The organism is Alcaligenes sp. SJTW-7 (assembly GCF_047716895.1).
In the GTDB taxonomy this organism is placed as follows: Bacteria; Pseudomonadota; Gammaproteobacteria; order Burkholderiales; family Burkholderiaceae_B; genus Alcaligenes; species Alcaligenes ammonioxydans.
The window spans coordinates 1,902,048-1,917,774 of sequence record NZ_CP136682.1 but is presented as its reverse complement, the minus strand read 5'-3'; the positions used below and the strand labels follow the sequence as shown (position 1 = coordinate 1,917,774).

General features: G+C 56.5%; 13 protein-coding genes. 6 read left to right on the top strand and 7 right to left on the bottom strand.

From position 1 onward, the window contains the following. Positions 1–105 precede the first annotated feature (105 nt). Positions 106–1,716: a multicopper oxidase family protein gene (locus tag RSQ48_RS08655; RefSeq protein ID WP_415301666.1), complete on the bottom strand. Its 1,611-nt coding sequence runs from the start codon at positions 1,714–1,716 to the stop codon at positions 106–108. Between the two features lie 673 nt (positions 1,717–2,389). Next, positions 2,390–3,457 carry a DNA-binding protein gene (locus RSQ48_RS08650; RefSeq protein ID WP_415301665.1) on the bottom strand — a complete coding sequence of 356 codons (1,068 nt, stop codon included), beginning with the start codon at positions 3,455–3,457 and terminating at the stop codon, positions 2,390–2,392. A gap of 187 nt (positions 3,458–3,644) precedes the next feature. On the opposite strand from RSQ48_RS08650, the gene RSQ48_RS08645 reads away from it, so the two are divergent. Together RSQ48_RS08645 and RSQ48_RS08640 are read left to right on the top strand one after the other, a co-directional pair. Continuing rightward, entirely contained in the window at positions 3,645–4,844 is a 1,200-nt protein-coding gene (locus tag RSQ48_RS08645; RefSeq protein WP_415301664.1) for a tyrosine-type recombinase/integrase, read from the top strand. 190 nt (positions 4,845–5,034) lie between these two features. Continuing rightward, the gene (locus tag RSQ48_RS08640; protein ID WP_003800002.1) at positions 5,035–5,475 is read left to right on the top strand and encodes a YtoQ family protein; all 441 of its coding nucleotides are present in this window, start codon (positions 5,035–5,037) and stop codon (positions 5,473–5,475) included. Positions 5,476–5,630: 155 nt separating this feature from the next. Here the strand turns inward: RSQ48_RS08640 and RSQ48_RS08635 are convergent, their stop codons facing one another. Both RSQ48_RS08635 and RSQ48_RS08630 read right to left on the bottom strand, forming a co-directional pair. Then, on the bottom strand, positions 5,631–8,096 hold the full coding sequence (locus RSQ48_RS08635) for a heavy metal translocating P-type ATPase (RefSeq protein WP_415301663.1): 2,466 nt from the start codon (positions 8,094–8,096) through the stop codon (positions 5,631–5,633). A gap of 137 nt (positions 8,097–8,233) precedes the next feature. Next, positions 8,234–8,551, bottom strand: a complete 318-nt coding sequence (locus RSQ48_RS08630) for a DUF4148 domain-containing protein (protein ID WP_415301662.1) — start codon at positions 8,549–8,551, stop codon at positions 8,234–8,236. Positions 8,552–8,691: 140 nt separating this feature from the next. On the opposite strand from RSQ48_RS08630, the gene RSQ48_RS08625 reads away from it, so the two are divergent. The 3 genes from RSQ48_RS08625 to RSQ48_RS08615 all read left to right on the top strand — a co-directional run bounded on the left by RSQ48_RS08625 (position 8,692) and on the right by RSQ48_RS08615 (position 11,696). Beyond that, entirely contained in the window at positions 8,692–9,645 is a 954-nt protein-coding gene (locus RSQ48_RS08625) for a LysR family transcriptional regulator (protein WP_240208691.1), read from the top strand. A gap of 100 nt (positions 9,646–9,745) precedes the next feature. After that, the gene (locus RSQ48_RS08620) at positions 9,746–10,420 is read left to right on the top strand and encodes an ankyrin repeat domain-containing protein (RefSeq protein WP_051010394.1); all 675 of its coding nucleotides are present in this window, start codon (positions 9,746–9,748) and stop codon (positions 10,418–10,420) included. 49 nt (positions 10,421–10,469) lie between these two features. Further along, complete coding sequence (locus RSQ48_RS08615; RefSeq protein WP_415301661.1) at positions 10,470–11,696, top strand: cyanate transporter; 1,227 nt, start codon at positions 10,470–10,472, stop codon at positions 11,694–11,696. A gap of 90 nt (positions 11,697–11,786) precedes the next feature. Here the strand turns inward: RSQ48_RS08615 and RSQ48_RS08610 are convergent, their stop codons facing one another. Beyond that, positions 11,787–12,122 carry a c-type cytochrome gene (locus RSQ48_RS08610; protein WP_003800014.1) on the bottom strand — a complete coding sequence of 112 codons (336 nt, stop codon included), beginning with the start codon at positions 12,120–12,122 and terminating at the stop codon, positions 11,787–11,789. A 246-nt stretch (positions 12,123–12,368) separates the two neighbouring features. Between RSQ48_RS08610 and RSQ48_RS08605 the strand changes: the two genes are divergently transcribed. After that, positions 12,369–12,794: a universal stress protein gene (locus RSQ48_RS08605; RefSeq protein ID WP_003800016.1), complete on the top strand. Its 426-nt coding sequence runs from the start codon at positions 12,369–12,371 to the stop codon at positions 12,792–12,794. A gap of 185 nt (positions 12,795–12,979) precedes the next feature. On the opposite strand, the gene RSQ48_RS08600 is transcribed toward RSQ48_RS08605, so the two are convergent. Together RSQ48_RS08600 and fumC are read right to left on the bottom strand one after the other, a co-directional pair. After that, positions 12,980–14,161, bottom strand: a complete 1,182-nt coding sequence (locus RSQ48_RS08600; protein ID WP_415301660.1) for a PQQ-dependent sugar dehydrogenase — start codon at positions 14,159–14,161, stop codon at positions 12,980–12,982. Positions 14,162–14,287: 126 nt separating this feature from the next. Beyond that, positions 14,288–15,685 carry a class II fumarate hydratase gene (gene fumC / locus RSQ48_RS08595; RefSeq protein ID WP_219236108.1) on the bottom strand — a complete coding sequence of 466 codons (1,398 nt, stop codon included), beginning with the start codon at positions 15,683–15,685 and terminating at the stop codon, positions 14,288–14,290. Positions 15,686–15,727 lie beyond the last annotated feature (42 nt).

The window sequence follows — 15,727 nt, the reverse complement described above, 5'->3', positions numbered from 1 at the left end:
CAGGCCGTGCCTGCTTTTTAAAAGGGGGGACGGCTTTGTCCGCCCTGCCGGCACACACACCGGCAAGGCGGACTTTGTTGACCGAGACCGCAGGATGCGTGGCCTCTATTCCACCATTAACTGAGCCATCATGCCCAGGTCCTCATGCTCCAGGATGTGGCAGTGGAACATTCGCAGGCCCGGTAGCTCCTGTCGGAATGCCAGACGCACGGTTTCTCTGGGACGCAGATTGACAGTATCTTTCCAGGCGCGGAAAGCCTCTGGAACCGACTGCATCCCGGTTTGTCGGGCGAGGACCTGAAACTGGGTCCCATGCAGATGGAAGGGATGGTCCATGTGAGAGTCGTTGATCACGTCCCAGTATTGCCATTGCCCGGTCAGACAGCGCAGGTCTATGCGGTTCATGTCATAAACCTGATCGTTGATGCGGAACATGGAACGCAAAGCTGCCATTCCAGGCATCATGGCATCGCCATCCATGGTGCTGGCGATATTCATTGCGCCCATGTTCTGATGGTGCTGGTTCGATGTCGCCCCTGAGCCGTGTTCTGACGACATGGGCATGTCATGATCCATGGGCATCAATTCGCTAAAGACCACTTTCGTGGTGTTGGAGGCACCGGGCACAAGGGGAATGGCCCGTAACTGCTGTGGAAGGACGAGTTCCTCCTGGCGTATTGTCAGGTGTGCGAGGGTCAATGTTGTGGGCTGCTCCTGGACCATCATTTTTTGTCTGTCGTAGTACAGGGCTTGCAGGGTGCTCTCCAGATTTCGATCAGTCTGAATGAAAAACTCGACCCGTTCGGCTGGTGCCAGGAGAATGGAGTCGACCGCCTCCAGGGGCTGCTCCAGCAGGCCGCCGTCCGTGCCCACCTGAATCAGGCGAGCGCCGGGAATATGCAAGTTCAGATAACGGGCTGAGCAGGTATTCCATACGCGGATGCGCTCTCGGGAGCGGGTTTGTATCAGTGGCTGGCGCTGGCCATTCAGTAAGACAAACTGCCCCTCCCTACCGTTCATCCAGTCCAGGCCCGTATTGGGCGGAATATGGCCCGTGTTGTCCAGTCGTATGTCGCTGATAGCCCAATGTTGCTCCGCGAACTCTCTGAGTGGGTCAGCGTGCGAGCGTACGATAATGGTTCCGCCCAGTCCGTGTGCGACCTGCTCTCCGCTTTTGCCATGTGGGTGTGGGTGGTACCAATAGGTTCCGGCACTTCCCTCTGGCAAGGTAAAACGGTAGTGACGCCGTTGTCCGGGTAAAACGGTGTCTTGAGGATTGCCGTCCTGATCAGAGGGAACTGGCAAGCCATGCCAATGCAGGGTGGTCGCCTGATCCAAACGGTTTTCAAATTCAATTTCTACTTGATCGCCCTCATACAGTTCAATCAAGGGCCCTGGCATTTGCCCGTTATACAGCCAAAGTTCTGTGTTTTGGCCATCCGCCAATACTCGTCGATGAGCGGCGGCGGTAATGTTGGCCTGAAACAGACCAGGTTTATCGCTGCGGTTTTGAAGCACAGGCAAGGCCTGTAGGGCCTGGCCGGCTGGCATTTTCTCTACAGGCATCAAGCCCGTACGGGTGGTCACGCCCTGTTCGGCCATCCCGTGTGACATGGGGTTGTGATGCCCCATCCTGCTTTGTGCCCAGCTCCGTAACGGCAAGCTGCCCAACAGGCTTGCGGTCACGCTCAGTTTAAAAAAATCGCGTCTTTTCATGGGTTTGCCCCAGTAGATCATCACTGTTCATGGGCCGTCCGCCTTTCCCTAGCAAAGAGCATGGAGGTGCGGATCGGCAATGGAATGGAGGAGATCAGGACGCGCGTGGAGGCGGTTGTGCGGGGCCAAACAGCCGCGAGAGATAGTGTTGATGCAAAGGTGCTGGCGGAAAAGCTGCCTGTGCTACAGTCGCGGCCGGCAAGCTCACCTGACTAGCCAGACAGGCACAGCAGCTTATTTTGAGTGGGGTGTTGCAATGATGGGGGGCACGATGAGGTGATTGGCCCAAAACGGAGGATTGCGCGTGAGCAACAGGATGCCCTGCATCGTGAATCCTTGCTGCCTGTGCGTCTCGGCCAATACTCAAACCCATACCCAACAGCAGCACCAGCAGGCCGGTCAATAAGAGCCAGCCGACGGTTTTGCGAGGAGAAATGGGCGTGTGCAACATGCGATAAAGCTTAGCATGGGCCTTGCGACTCTCGTTGCTCTTAAAACAGTCCGTTACACCGCGTGCTGCTGCGATCGAAGACTGGCCACCCGGCGAATTAATCCAGATTCTACAGCGTTCAAAGGACTGCCATGATGGCAAGGCCCTGCCTCGGCTTGTTCAGGTGTTACAGCGCCATCCGATCTGTTTTCTAGCGTTCACTGCGTGACGAGCCAGGACTATTTATTTTTCAGGATCACTCTTGATCAGGCGCCGCTTCAAGCGCAGCGATCTGACGGGTTGTGACTGTGCCTGTTTCAGTTCCTGGCTGAGCAACTGGGATTTCTTGCGTAACTCGTCATTTTCGCGCTCTAGCAAAGCGGTACGAGTGCGCAGCATCTGCACCTGTCCTTGTATTTCTTTGGCCAGACTATGGCTGATATCCAGAGCAGCTTGCAGGGCACGGCGTTCGCCCTGCTCCTGTCCCAATTCCTGACGCAGCTTTTGCAGGAGGTCTTGTTGCTGGTTCAGTTCTTGCTCGTGAGCCTGACGCAAGGCTTTATTCGTTTGCTCGGCCTCTTCGATGTGCTGACGCAATCGTGTCTGAATCGAGCGTTCCTTGTCGATCTCCAACAAGGCTCGGCGTTCGTTAGCCTGTGCTCGCTCCTCGGTCAATTCAATGGCTTTTTGCAGTCGTTCCAGGTCCAGGGTGAACTGTTCGCTTTGACGACGAAGCTCTTGCTGCAGGCCTTGTTTCTCGATTTCCAGCTCATTTTGACGCTGGTTTGCGTGCAGCAAGTCTTGTTTCAAAGCCGCCTGTTCCTGCCCTGCTCTTTGCAAATTGTCGTGATACTGCGCTATCTGTGCCTGGGCGCGTTTTAGATCGCCCTGCCCTGCCTCCAGTTCGCTTTGCGCTTGCCGAGTCTGTGCCTGGGCCTGGGCAACCCGCTCGTCAGCCTGGATTTGGTAATGCTCCATCTGCTGTTTTGAGTGGCTCAAGGCCTCTTGCCAGATACGAGCCAATAGCTCCCCCGTCAGCGCTTGCAACTCTTCCGGCATATCGGCCACGTCCAGGCGAACCCGGCTTTTGTCGCGCAACTCCTCCCAGAACGTCTGTAGCGCCTGAGCGGGTGCGCTCATGCTGCCCTTGCGGACCAGCTGATACAGCTTGTTGGCGGTGGGTGTGACGCCATAGCGAAAAAAAAGCAATGCCGCCACTTCTTTGTACAAGGTCTGCGTATGGCTGAAACGATCCCGTAATTCAGCGACGTCAGCCAGAATTTGCGACTCATTAGGCTGCTTGGGCTCCATTTTCATACTCTCATTAATTATTTAGTTAATAATACAACGTAATATATAAAATTATCAACTAAATGGATTTATAAATTTGACATTATCTCTATAATGTCAAATTATTAAGTGTTTTAGGTCCTTGACGGCTGCGACACGGCCTTGGGACGCGCCCACCTCCCTTTTTTCTCCTTCTTTCCCTGTTTGCATGGAAATAATCCCCTCCTCGTCGTCCACCGAATTGGGTTCGGACGATATTGCGCAACTACTGGCTCGGTTTGACGGGCGGCAAGGTGTTAACCGCTCTATGAGTGGACGGGCCCAGATTGAAGCTCAAACCGATATCGAAGCGCTACGAGCCTGGCTGGCGCGCTATATCGATAGCCCACGCACCTACGCGAACTACCGTAAAGAGGCCGAACGTCTTTTGTTATGGGCGGTACTTGAGCGTCGCAAGGATTTGTCCTCTCTGAGTCTGGAAGACATTCTGGCCTATCGCCTGTTTCTGGCAGATCCGCAGCCCGCTCATCGCTGGGTGGCGCAAGGTCGCGCGCGCCCTGCCCGTCATCATGCAGCCTGGCGCCCCTTCGCAGGCCCCTTGTCTGAAAGCAGTCGCAATCAGGCTTTGTTGATTCTGAACTCCTTGTTCAGTTGGCTGGTCCAGGCTGGTTATCTGGCGGGAAATCCCCTGGCTCTGTCTCATCAAGGCCGACGTCAGAAGAAAGCGTCTGCGCCACAGCAACGCTATTTGAGTCGGCAGCAGTGGCGTTGGGTACAGGACTATATTCAATCCTTGCCCGAGGACACCCCCAGCGAACATCGCCATAAAGCCCGCGTGCGCTGGCTTTTTTCCATTTTGTATGGCGGCGCCTTGCGTATCTCTGAATTGATCCAGGCCCGTATGGCTGATGTTCAACAGCGGCCAGATGCCCCGTCATCCACGCAGTGGTGGCTGCAGATTCATGGCAAGGGAGACAAGTGGCGGCGCGTGCCCTTGACGCAAGAGCTGTATGAAGAGTTGATGCGTTATCGACAAGCGCATGATTTGCAGGGGCCTCCCCAGGCCTTGGAGCCATATCCTTTGCTGATGTCATCGGGGGCGAGTGATAAACACTTGAGCCGTGCGATGGCGCATGTGTTGGTCAAACAGGTTTTTCAAGGCAGTGCCGATCGTTTACGGAGTTTGTACCCCGATCAGGAGTCCCAGGCCCGTGTGCTTGAGCAGGCTTCGGCACACTGGTTGCGCCACTCGGCGGGCTCTCATTTGGCGGATCAGGGGGTGGATTTACGGATCATCCGTGACACCCTGGGCCACGAATCCATCGCCACCACCAATATCTATCTACATGCGGATGACGATCAACGCCACCGCGCGCTAGAGCAATCACATCGTCTGGGCTGGGACTGAAGGCTTGGCTCAGAGCGGGAGCGATGGCTGCGCTTATGTCGGTCCTTGCGCTTGCTTCTGTGTCGATGCTGGATAAGCACTATCGTGTTTGCCTGCTGCCGAGCGGCGTTCAATGTGCTACTGTTAAGCGGGTTTGAATGCGCCGGGCGCCTGAACAAAAGGCGTCCGGCTTTTCTTTATGGAGTGCGTAATGACTTACACCGTGTATCTGTCCGGCGAAATTCACACCGACTGGCGCGAGCAGATTGCTCAAGGAGCCAACGCCGCTGGACTGGATATCCTCTTTACCAGCCCTGTCACGGACCACGATGCCAGCGATGCGGCGGGCGATCACTTGGGCCCTGCCAGCGAAGGGTTCTGGCGTGACCACAAATCCTCCAAGATTAATGCCATCCGTACCCGAGCCTTGATTGAACAGGCGGATTTGGTGGTGGTGCGCTTTGGGGATAAATACAAACAGTGGAATGCCGCTTTTGATGCTGGATTCTGTGCCGCCTTGGGCAAGCCCTATGTCACCTTGCATGCCGAAGATATCATTCACCCCTTGAAAGAGGTGGATGCCAGTGCACAAGCCTGGGCAAGTACTCCTGAGCAAGTGGTCGAAATTTTGCGCTACACGCTGAAGGCCTGATACTCGGTCCGCTCATTGTGTGTCATCGACAGCACCACTGAGTCATCGTCCTGCAGCCCATCTCGGGCGGCATTTTTTCGCGTTTGCAGGCAGTAAAACCCGCTGCTCTACTGACAACGAGTTCATGAGCCTCAGGGGCGCTGAGGCCTGAACGGTTATTCCTGCAGCTTCACCCGGCGTAAACGCAGGGCATTGCTGACCACAAAAACACTGGACAGGGCCATGGCCCCCGCAGCGAACATCGGTGAGAGCAAGGTGCCATTTACGGGGTACAGAACGCCGGCGGCGACTGGAATCAGGGCGACATTGTAGGCAAATGCCCAGAACAGGTTCTGACGAATATTACGCATGGTGGCGTGAGACAGGGAGATGGCGGTGACCACGCCCTGCATATCGCCCGACATCAAGACCACATCCGCCGCTTCAATGGCGATATCGGTGCCGGTGCCAATGGCAATTCCCACGTCGGCTGCGGCCAAGGCAGGAGCATCGTTAATGCCATCGCCCACATAGGCCAGGTGCTGATGAGCTTGACGCAAGGTCTGAACCGCCTGCACTTTACCGTCTGGCATCACTTCGGCGACCACCTCGTCAATGTTCAGACGACGGGCGATCGCATGGGCCGTGTGGCGGTTGTCGCCGGTAATCATGACCACCTTGATGCCGCGGGCATGTAACTGTTCAATCGCGCGTGGTGTGGTCTCCTTGATCGGATCTGCCACAGCCAGTAACGCGATCACCTGCTTGTTGCGGGCCGCGTACATGGGTGTCTTACCTTCTTGGGCCAGGATCTGAGCCTGTTCGCTGAAGTCGGACACGTCAGCACCCAGCTGCGTCATCAAGCGGTCGGCGCCGACGTGCCATTGATCAGTACCAATCTGAGCTCTCACCCCTAGACCGGTCAGGGATTCAAATTGTTCGGCTGCAGGAAGGCTCAGTTGTCTGCTTCGGGCGGCGCTGACAATAGCCTGGGCAATTGGGTGTTCAGAGTAATTCTCAAGGGCCGCAATGGCTGCCAGAGCCTGAGCCTCATCCTCTCCAGAGACGCAAATAAAATTGCTCAGCTCAGGCGCGCCTTTGGTCAGCGTGCCGGTTTTATCTACGGCGACCACTTTCACATCACGCAAGGCTTGCAGCGAGTCCCCTTTACGAAAGAGCACGCCGGCTTGCGCAGCACGTCCTGTTCCCACCATGATTGAGGTGGGCGTTGCCAGGCCCATCGCGCAAGGACACGCGATAATCAACACAGCAACCGCGTTGACCAGCGCAAAGCTTAGGGCCGGCGACGGACCAACAATCAGCCAGACAATCGCCGTCAAGACTGCCAGCGCCATGACAGCAGGGACAAACCACAGGGTAATTTTATCGACCACTGCTTGAATAGGCAGTTTGGCGCCTTGAGCCTGTTCAACCATGGACACAATATTAGCGAGTACCGTGTCCTGGCCTACGGCGGTCGCCTTAAATTCCAGCGAGCCCTTTTGGTTGACGGTTCCCCCGATGAGCGCGTCGCCTTGAGACTTGGATACGGCTATGGGCTCTCCTGTCACCATGGATTCATCCACATAGCTTTGGCCAGCGACTACGTCACCATCGACGGGAATGCGCTCGCCGGGTCTGACCAGCACAATATCGCCTGTGAGCAGATCGGCCAGCGGCAACTCCAGTTCTTGGCCCTGGCGACGGACTCGGGCTGTTGGCGGCTGCAGGCTTAACAAGCGTTGAATGGCTTCGGAAGTGCGACCCTTGGCGCGCGCTTCCATCATGCGGCCTAACAGGATCAAGGCCACAATGACGGCGGCAGCTTCAAAGTACACATAGACCGATTCGGCAGGCAGCCAGTGTGGTGCGAAGGTGGCCACCAGCGAGAATGTGTACGCGGCCAAGGTACCAACCGCCACCAGCGAATTCATATCCGGGCTGCCTCGCAGCAAAACAGGAATGCCTTTGGTATAAAACTCACGACCGGGAAACAGTAAAACCAGCGTGGTGAGGACAAACTGGATCAGCCAGCTGTTTTGTGTCCCGATCGTGCCTGCAACCCAATGATGAAAGGCGGGCACCATATGTCCGCCCATCTCTAAAATAAAGACCGGCAAGGCCAGCACCGTGGCCAGCCAGAAGCGCTTGCGCAAGGTCTCGTAGCTTTGCTCGGCACGCTCAAACTGATCGTTGCTGGCAGCAGCCTGAGCCAGACGAGCGGGATAGCCGGCTTTGCCCAGCGCCTGAATCAGCTCGGCAGGCTTAACGCCCTGGACGAGCTGCACATGGGCTTTGCCCGTGGCCAGATTGACCGAGGCTTTGTGAACGCCTGGCACTTTCAACAGAGCTTTTTCCACCCGGCCTACGCAGGAGGCGCAGCTCATGTCCTGGACGTCCAGAACCATCTCCTGGAGAGTCACTTGATAGCCACCCTTTTCCACTGCCTGCATAATAGCGTCGGTGGGGGCAGAGCCCTGAAACTGGATGGTGGCTTTGTTGGTGGCCAGGTTCACTTGAACCGACTGCACGCCAGGGACCTTGCCAATTATTTTTTCCACTCGGCTCACGCAGGAAGCGCAAGTCATGCCTTCAACATCCAATGTCAGATGCGAGTTCTTAGTTGAAGCGCTTGTTGTCATCGAAATCACCCTTCAATGAATCATGAATGAAGTCACTTTAGGGCTTGACCCGATGGTAAGGTCAACTCGTTACGAAAAAAACGCCTCCTTGGAGGCGTTTTAAGGGGGAAGTCAGGACTGCTCAGTGCTGATCACACTCAATAAGCGACGAAGCCGCCGTTATTGTTGTTCCAGTCTTTTGCTTCGGCGCTAACCTGATCACGGCTCAGCTGCGAGCGGGTGTTAATACGGGGATAGTCGACCATGGACCCTGTGCTGATAAAGCCTTGTTCCTGGGCTGCTGCCAATTCCTGCACGACTTGCTGTCGGCTCAATGGGGCATCGTTCGACTGAATCGTGGGGTAATTCAGGTTCTCCCCGGTGGCGTCGTTATTGATGGCTGCCATGGCGGTGCTGCTCAACGCAGTGGCGCCTAAAATCAGGCTGGCAACGGTGGCACGTGTGATGTTTTTCATTATTTACTCCAAGTCTATGGTGTGTTTTTCGGTCGTTCGCCTTGTCTTCAATGCGAATCGTTAGATGGAGTATGAGCCTTTCTAAACCTAGTAAAAACCCTTAATATTGCAAACGTATTTCCATTCATGGAACAATTCAAATGAGTACCATTATCGCTGGTCCCTTATTAAACGACATCGCGATTTTCGTGGAAGTGGCCCGTGCCCGCCACTTTAGCCGCGCTGCCCAGGCCCTGGGCATGCCTGTCTCCACCGTGTCACGTCGTATTCGTGAATTGGAAAAAGAAGTGGGTGTGGCCTTGCTCAAACGCAGCACCCGCAATGTAGATGTCACCGAGGCTGGGCAAGTGTATTTCGAGCGTTGTCTGGCGATCGTCGAGCAAGCCCGTCTGGCTCATGAGCAATTGCTGGACGTGGCGCAAACACCTAAAGGACGCTTGCGAGTTTCCATGCCGGCCAGTTTCAGCATTGTGCTGATGCCGGCCATTATTCGTGGCTTTAATCAGCAGTATCCTGATATCGAACTGGAGTTTGATCTGACCATCCGGCCCATTGACTTGCAATCGGATAATTACGATTGCGTCATTCGGGTGGGTGCCCAGCCCGACTCCAGTGCCGTGGCCACATTGCTCGGGCAAATTCGTCTGGGTCTGTACGCCACCCGCAACTATCTGGACCGCAAGGGTCGCCCCAAGCATCCCTCGGAATTGACCGGGCACACCTGCATCTGTGCGCGTCCTTCCGGTCCAGATCGGCTCTGGTCCTTGCGAGGTCCCAATCAGGAACGGTACGACGCCATCGTGGACGGCTCGATTACCGTCAATAACGCGATCATGATGCGCAAGCTGGCGGTGCATGATTTGGGAATTACCGCCTCTTCTTTGCTGGAGCGCCGTCTTGACCCCGATTGTGCCCAGCTCGAGCGTGTCTTGCCCGATTGGGAGTTTGCCCCCTTCCCTGTTCTGGCCCTGTTGCCGTCGCGTCTGATGCCTCAGAAAACCCGGGTGTTTCTGAATTATTTGCGCAGTGAGCTGGACAGATTGATGTCTCACGCGGAGCTGGATGTGGCGGCCGCCGGGCAGGCGTATCCATAAAAAATAAGGGCTATAGCCTGGAATCGGTGTTGGCCATGGTCTAACTATGCTATTTATAGGCCTCTGGTCCATGAGGACTGCGGTGATGACAGGGGGACGCATGAGAGGAACATTGCAAAGCTTGCTGACCGGGCTGGCGATGAGCCTGATCTTGGGCAGTGGCAGTGTCGGGGCACAAACCGTTTTGCTGGAAGCCGTAGAGCAAGGTGACAGCGCCAAAGTGCGCGAAATTCTATCGGACAAGCGGGCGCGGACGACGGTGAACATTGCCGACGATCAGGGGCAGAGCCCTTTGCTGCGCGCTACATGGTTAAATCATATCGATATTGCCCGACAACTGATTCGTGCAGGGGCCGATGTGAATCAGGCCGACGCTATCCATGACAGCCCCTATCTGCTTGCTGGTGCACAAGGCCGGCTGGAGATTTTGCGTATGACCCTGGAAAACGGGGCGGATTTGCGCAGTGTGAATCGTTATGGGGGGACGGCGCTGATTCCGGCGGCTGAGCATGGGTATGTAGAGGTCGTTCGTCTTTTGCTCAAGGCTGGTGTGGACCCGAATCATGTCAATTATTTGGGCTGGACAGCTTTGCATGAAGCCATTGTGCTCTCTGACGGAGGGCCGGCGCATCAAGAGGTATTGCGACTGTTGATCCAGGCCGGGGCCGATGTGAATCTGCCCGATCGTCAGGGCGTGCGTCCCCTGAGTCTGGCGCGTCAGCGCAGCCAGACCGAAATGGCCGAAATCTTGGAGCAGGCCGGCGCCAGACCCTAAGTTCGGCATGGTTGCCGCTTATTTTTCTTCCAATCACAACACGCATTTTATGTCTTCTTTTCAGACCGCCCCGTCCGCCACGTCGACGGGCGCACAGGCCAGCCCCGGTTTGTGGCTGGCTTTCGTCATTTTGATGGGCCTGAACCTGCGCCCGTTTTTTACTTCCAGTGGCACCCTGGCCCGTCAGGTAGCCCAAGGATTGGACATGCCCTTGAGCAGTCTGGCATGGCTGACCTTATTGCCTATGATGGTGATGGGCCTGGGCGCGTTTTGCATGCCCTCGCTGCGGCGGGTTCTGGCCCTGCGCCATGTCCTGATCACCTCTTTGTGGTTGCTGTGCCTGGGCTGCGCGTTGCGCTGGTTTGTGCCCAATGGTGCCAGCCTGATCGCAACGGCACTGCTTTGTGGTTTGGGTGTGTCTTTGCTGCAGGCGGGGATGCCCGGTCTGATCAAGGAGCAGTTCCCGCGTCATATTGCGCAGGTAACGGGGGTGTATTCAGCGACCCTGATGGGTGGCGGTGCGCTGGGCGCGCAGATTACCCCTTGGGTAAGTTCCCTGACCGATAGCTGGCGTATTGCCCTGGCCTTTTGGGCCCTGCCCATCAGTGTCGCTTTGTGGATTGCCTGGAAAGTCGTGCCCCGGCAGGCTCCTGGCGCGCAGCTGTCTCCCCCCTCCTTGTCCTTGCTGGCCCGACCCCGCACCTGGACGCTGATCGTGTGCTTTGGTCTGATTAATGGCGGCTATGCCTCCTTGGTGACCTGGCTGGCCACCTTTTATCAAGATCGGGGCTGGACGGCAGAGAGCAGCGGTAGCTTGGTGGCGGTGCTCTCGGTTGCACAGGCCTTTGCCGCCTTTGGCCTGCCTACGCTGGCCGCCAGGAACAAGGATCGGCGCCGGTGGGTATGGCTGGCGCTGGCTTGCCAGGTGGCCGGCTTTCTGGCTTTTGCCTTTGTTCCTGATCTGGCACCGTATACCTGGGCGATTGTGATCGGTATTGGTTTAGGGGGCTGCTTTTCCCTGCTGCTGCTGGTGGCTCTGGATCATTTTCCCGACGCTGCCCGTGCCGGTACCTTAAGCGCGTTAATGCAAGGTGGGGGTTTCCCGATCGCCGCTCTGTTTCCTATGATCAGCGTGCAGCTGCGCGAGTTGAGCAATGGCTTTCAGACCGGTTGGATACTGCATGCCGCCATGGCTTTGTTGGTGGCGGTCATGGCCTGGCGTTTTCAGCCGGCTCACTATGCCGAGAAGATGAAGCAACAGGGGCATCAGTCCTGACTCTGACATAGCGATCAGCCGGGCCACGCAGCCTAAAACATACGGCCCTTCACAGACGGCCGTATCTGGGCGCAGTGGCCTTGATTCCTGCTATTGGGGGGCACCCGCCATGATCCAGTCGACCACGGCTTGGATGTCCTTATCCGAGATGACCGGGTTGGCCGGCATGGGCAAGGGGCCGTACACCCCTTTGCTGCCTTGCCGTATATGTTGGACAAGTATTTCAGCGTTGGCCGGATCGTCTTTACGCTTGGCTGCAATATCCCGGTAGGCCGGTCCCACCACCTTTCGCTCGACGGTATGACAGGACAGACAGGCGTTTCTTGTCAGTATGTCTTTGACTGCCTCCAAACCAGCATCAGCCGCCGAGGCGTTGAACGCGGTACTTAGTAAAGCCGTACAGACCAGCCACTGCTTGAAGGCCATAAGAGGTTCTCCTGAGTAAAACGAAGTTGGAAAGGAAGGGGGCATGATGCCTCTACGCTTTTTTTCCGTGCATAAGACGCACAGGGTGGCATTCATAGGGTGATCATACGGTTATGATAGAACCGTCTTTTACAAATAGCGGTTGCGCTTGATGCGAATCAAGCGAGCCAGTCCGCTTATTCTGTAATGTCCTAGTAGAAGTTATTGCTTCATATTTAAACAGTTCACACACCACAAGAGGTCTTCATGCTTAATGTTCTCGTTCCTGTCGATGGATCTGATGCTTCCACGCGCGCTCTGAAAACAGCGGTTGACATACTAACGGGCAAGCCGGAAGCCACTTTGCACGTGCTGGCCGTTCCTACCCCTATCGTTTCTGGCAACGTCAAACGATTTTTTTCGGAAGACGTGTTGCAAGCCTACTACCAGGATGAAGGAAGCAATGCCTTGCTGCCCGCTCGTGCCGTGCTCGCCAATTCGCCCTTGAATGTTAAGGAAAGTATTATTGCCGGCAACGCCGCCCAGACCATCAAAGAGTATGTGGACAATAACAATATTGACCATATCGTCATGGGTACCCGTGGCTTGAGCGCCCTGCCCGGCCTGGTATTGGGTTCGGTCACGACCAAGGTGTTGAGCCTGGTGAAAGTGCCGGTGACCTTGATCAAATAAGTTGAACTGAGCGTTTGCTTTGTGAAGGCCGTCCTTGAGACGGCCTTTCTATTGGGCGCCGCCTGGACTGGCGTTTTTTGAACGGATGTAGGCCATCGACAATATGCGGCGTGCCTCTGTCGCCAACAGGGCGGCCCCTTTACTGAGCTCCGGGCACGGATCAGCGGAACCGTGTCGTGCCTGGTTCACGGCTTGGCTTGAATCCGCAGGAGCTGGCCGTTCTGGTCATCGGTCAGCACGTAGACTGCACCGTCTGGTCCGATCCGAACATCCCGGATGCGCTGCTGCAGATCTTCAAGCAGTCGTTCTTCACCGACAAGGTAGCCGTCTTCCTCGTCAAACTGCAGGCGAATCAGCGCCTGCTCTTTCAGGGCCCCCACAAACAGACTGTATTGCCAGCCCGGGACCTCTTGCCTGTCATAAAAAGCCATGCCGCTGATGGCCGGTGAAACAGACCAATAGTGCAACGGTTCGGTAAAGCCTTCAAGTGGGGTCGCGCTGGCGTTTGGAACAGGCTTTCCGTCGTAGCCCAGGCCTTCGGTACGCAAGGGCCAGCCATAATTTGCCCCGGCCTGAATGACGTTTAGTTCATCCCCGCCTTGCGGACCATGTTCGGCCACCCACAATTCATTCGTCCAGGGGTTCCAGGCCAGGCCTTGGGGGTTGCGGTGTCCATAACTCCAGATTTCCCCTCTGGCGCCGCGCTGACTACGAAAAGGATTGTCCCTTGGCACCATGCCATCAGGGCGGATGCGAACAACCTTGCCCTGCAAATGATCCAGTTGCTGGGCGGTGGGAGGCTGATTGTTCTCACCCAAAGCGATATACAAGTCCCGACCACCCGGATCGAAAGCCATGCGCACACCGTAGTGTTGCCCGGTCGACAGGGCGGGCTCTTGACGGAATATGGGACGAAAGGCGTCCAGCCGTGTCAGGTCGGAAGACAGGACCCCAAAACCCACGGTGGTGGCTGAGTGCTGTTTGTCGCGACGCTCGGCGTACGCCAGATAAACACGACGGCTACGAAAAAAATCTGGTGCCAGGGCGACATCCAGCAGCCCCCCCTGCCCTTGGGCGTGGACTTTAGGCACGCCGCTGATAGGGGCGGACAGGCCGTTCTCCTTGGTCCAGACGCGCAGTGTACCGGGACGCTCCGTAATCAGAATGCCTGCGTCATTTGGCAAAAAAGCCATGCCCCAGGGGTGTTCCAGTCCGCTGACCACTGTCTCTACCGAGACCGCTGGCCCTTCGATTGCCGGAACGGGGTCAGATTGTGCGCGGCCCGCTAGGGGGGCCAGGGCTGCTAGCAGTCCCAGTGTGGTGGCGACTATTGCCAAAGACAAGCTGAAATTCTTCGTTATACGCATAAGGCAGTGAAAGGCAGACAGGTGGGATCAACACTCCCCTAGTCTTTCATAGGGACAAAAACCGCTTTGTTACATATTCGTCCCCTGACGGGGACGAATATGCTCAAGCCCAAGCCAGGCAGGTGCTTAGCCTGGGTGGGTCATGTCCAGCGGCACAATCCACTGGTCGTACTGCTCCTGGGTCAGGTAGCCCGATTTCAGGGCGGATTCGCGCAGTGTCAGCCCTTCTTTGTGGGCCGTTTTTGCAATCGCAGCGGCTTTGTCGTAGCCGATATGGCGGTTCAAGGCCGTCACGAGCATCAGATTCTGATCCAGATTGTGCTGGATTTTCTCCATGACCGGCTCCAGACCCTGAGCGCAATGCTCGTCAAAGGCCAGGCATGCATCGCTGATCAGAGCAATGCTTTCCAGCACATTGTGAACCATCACCGGCTTGTAGACGTTCAATTGGAAGTTGCCCTGACTGCCCGCAAAACCCACAGCTGCGTCGTTACCGTAGACCTGAACGGCGACCATGGTCAGTGCTTCGCACTGAGTGGGGTTGACCTTGCCGGGCATGATGGAGGAGCCGGGCTCGTTCTCGGGGATTTGCAGCTCGCCAATTCCGCAACGAGGGCCACTGGCCAGCCAGCGCACGTCATTGGCCATTTTCATCAAGGCGCCGGCCAGGGTGCGCAGGGACGCCGACAGGTTCACCAGCGCGTCGTGGGCCGACAGAGCAAAAAACTTGTTTTCGGCAGCCTGGAATGGCAGACCGGTGATTCTGGCAATATGGGCTGCGGTGCGTTCGCCAAACTGAGGATGAGCGTTCAGGCCAGTTCCCACGGCGGTGCCACCAATAGCCAGCTGGTAAATACCGTCCAGGGCCTTATCCACCGTTTGCAGGCCAAAATCGATCTGCGCAACCCATGCCCCAATTTCCTGGCCGAGCGTAATGGGTGTGGCATCCTGCAAGTGGGTGCGACCGGTTTTTACAATAGTATTGAACTGCCTGGCCTTGGCCGCCAGCGTGTCGCGCAACTGGCCCACGTCTTTGCGCAAACGGCGCTGACATTCCAGACCCACGGCGATGTACATGGCCGTGGGGAAGGTATCGTTGGAGGATTGGCCGCGGTTCACGTGGTCATTGGGGTGGACGGGTTTTTTGCTGCCCTTCTGGCCACCGGCCAGCTCAATGGCGCGGTTGGAGATGACCTCGTTGACGTTCATATTGCTTTGGGTGCCCGAGCCGGTCTGGAACACCACCAGCGGGAACTCAGAGTCCCATTTGCCTGCGATGACTTCATCGGCCGCCTGCACGATCAGGCGGGCCAGATCCTCGGGAAGCTCGCCCAGCTCCTGATTGGCCAGCGCTGTCGATTTCTTCAGGATGCCCAGCGACTCGATCATGCTGCGACCCCACTGGAAGCGGTCACGGCCAATCGGAAAGTTCTGGATGGAGCGCTGTGTCTGCGCGCCCCAATAGTGTTCGGCCGGAACCTCAATGGTCCCCATGGAATCCTGTTCAATACGTGTCGTACTCATCATGGCTCCTGAAAAAATTAGGATGACAGCTTAGTGTGAAAA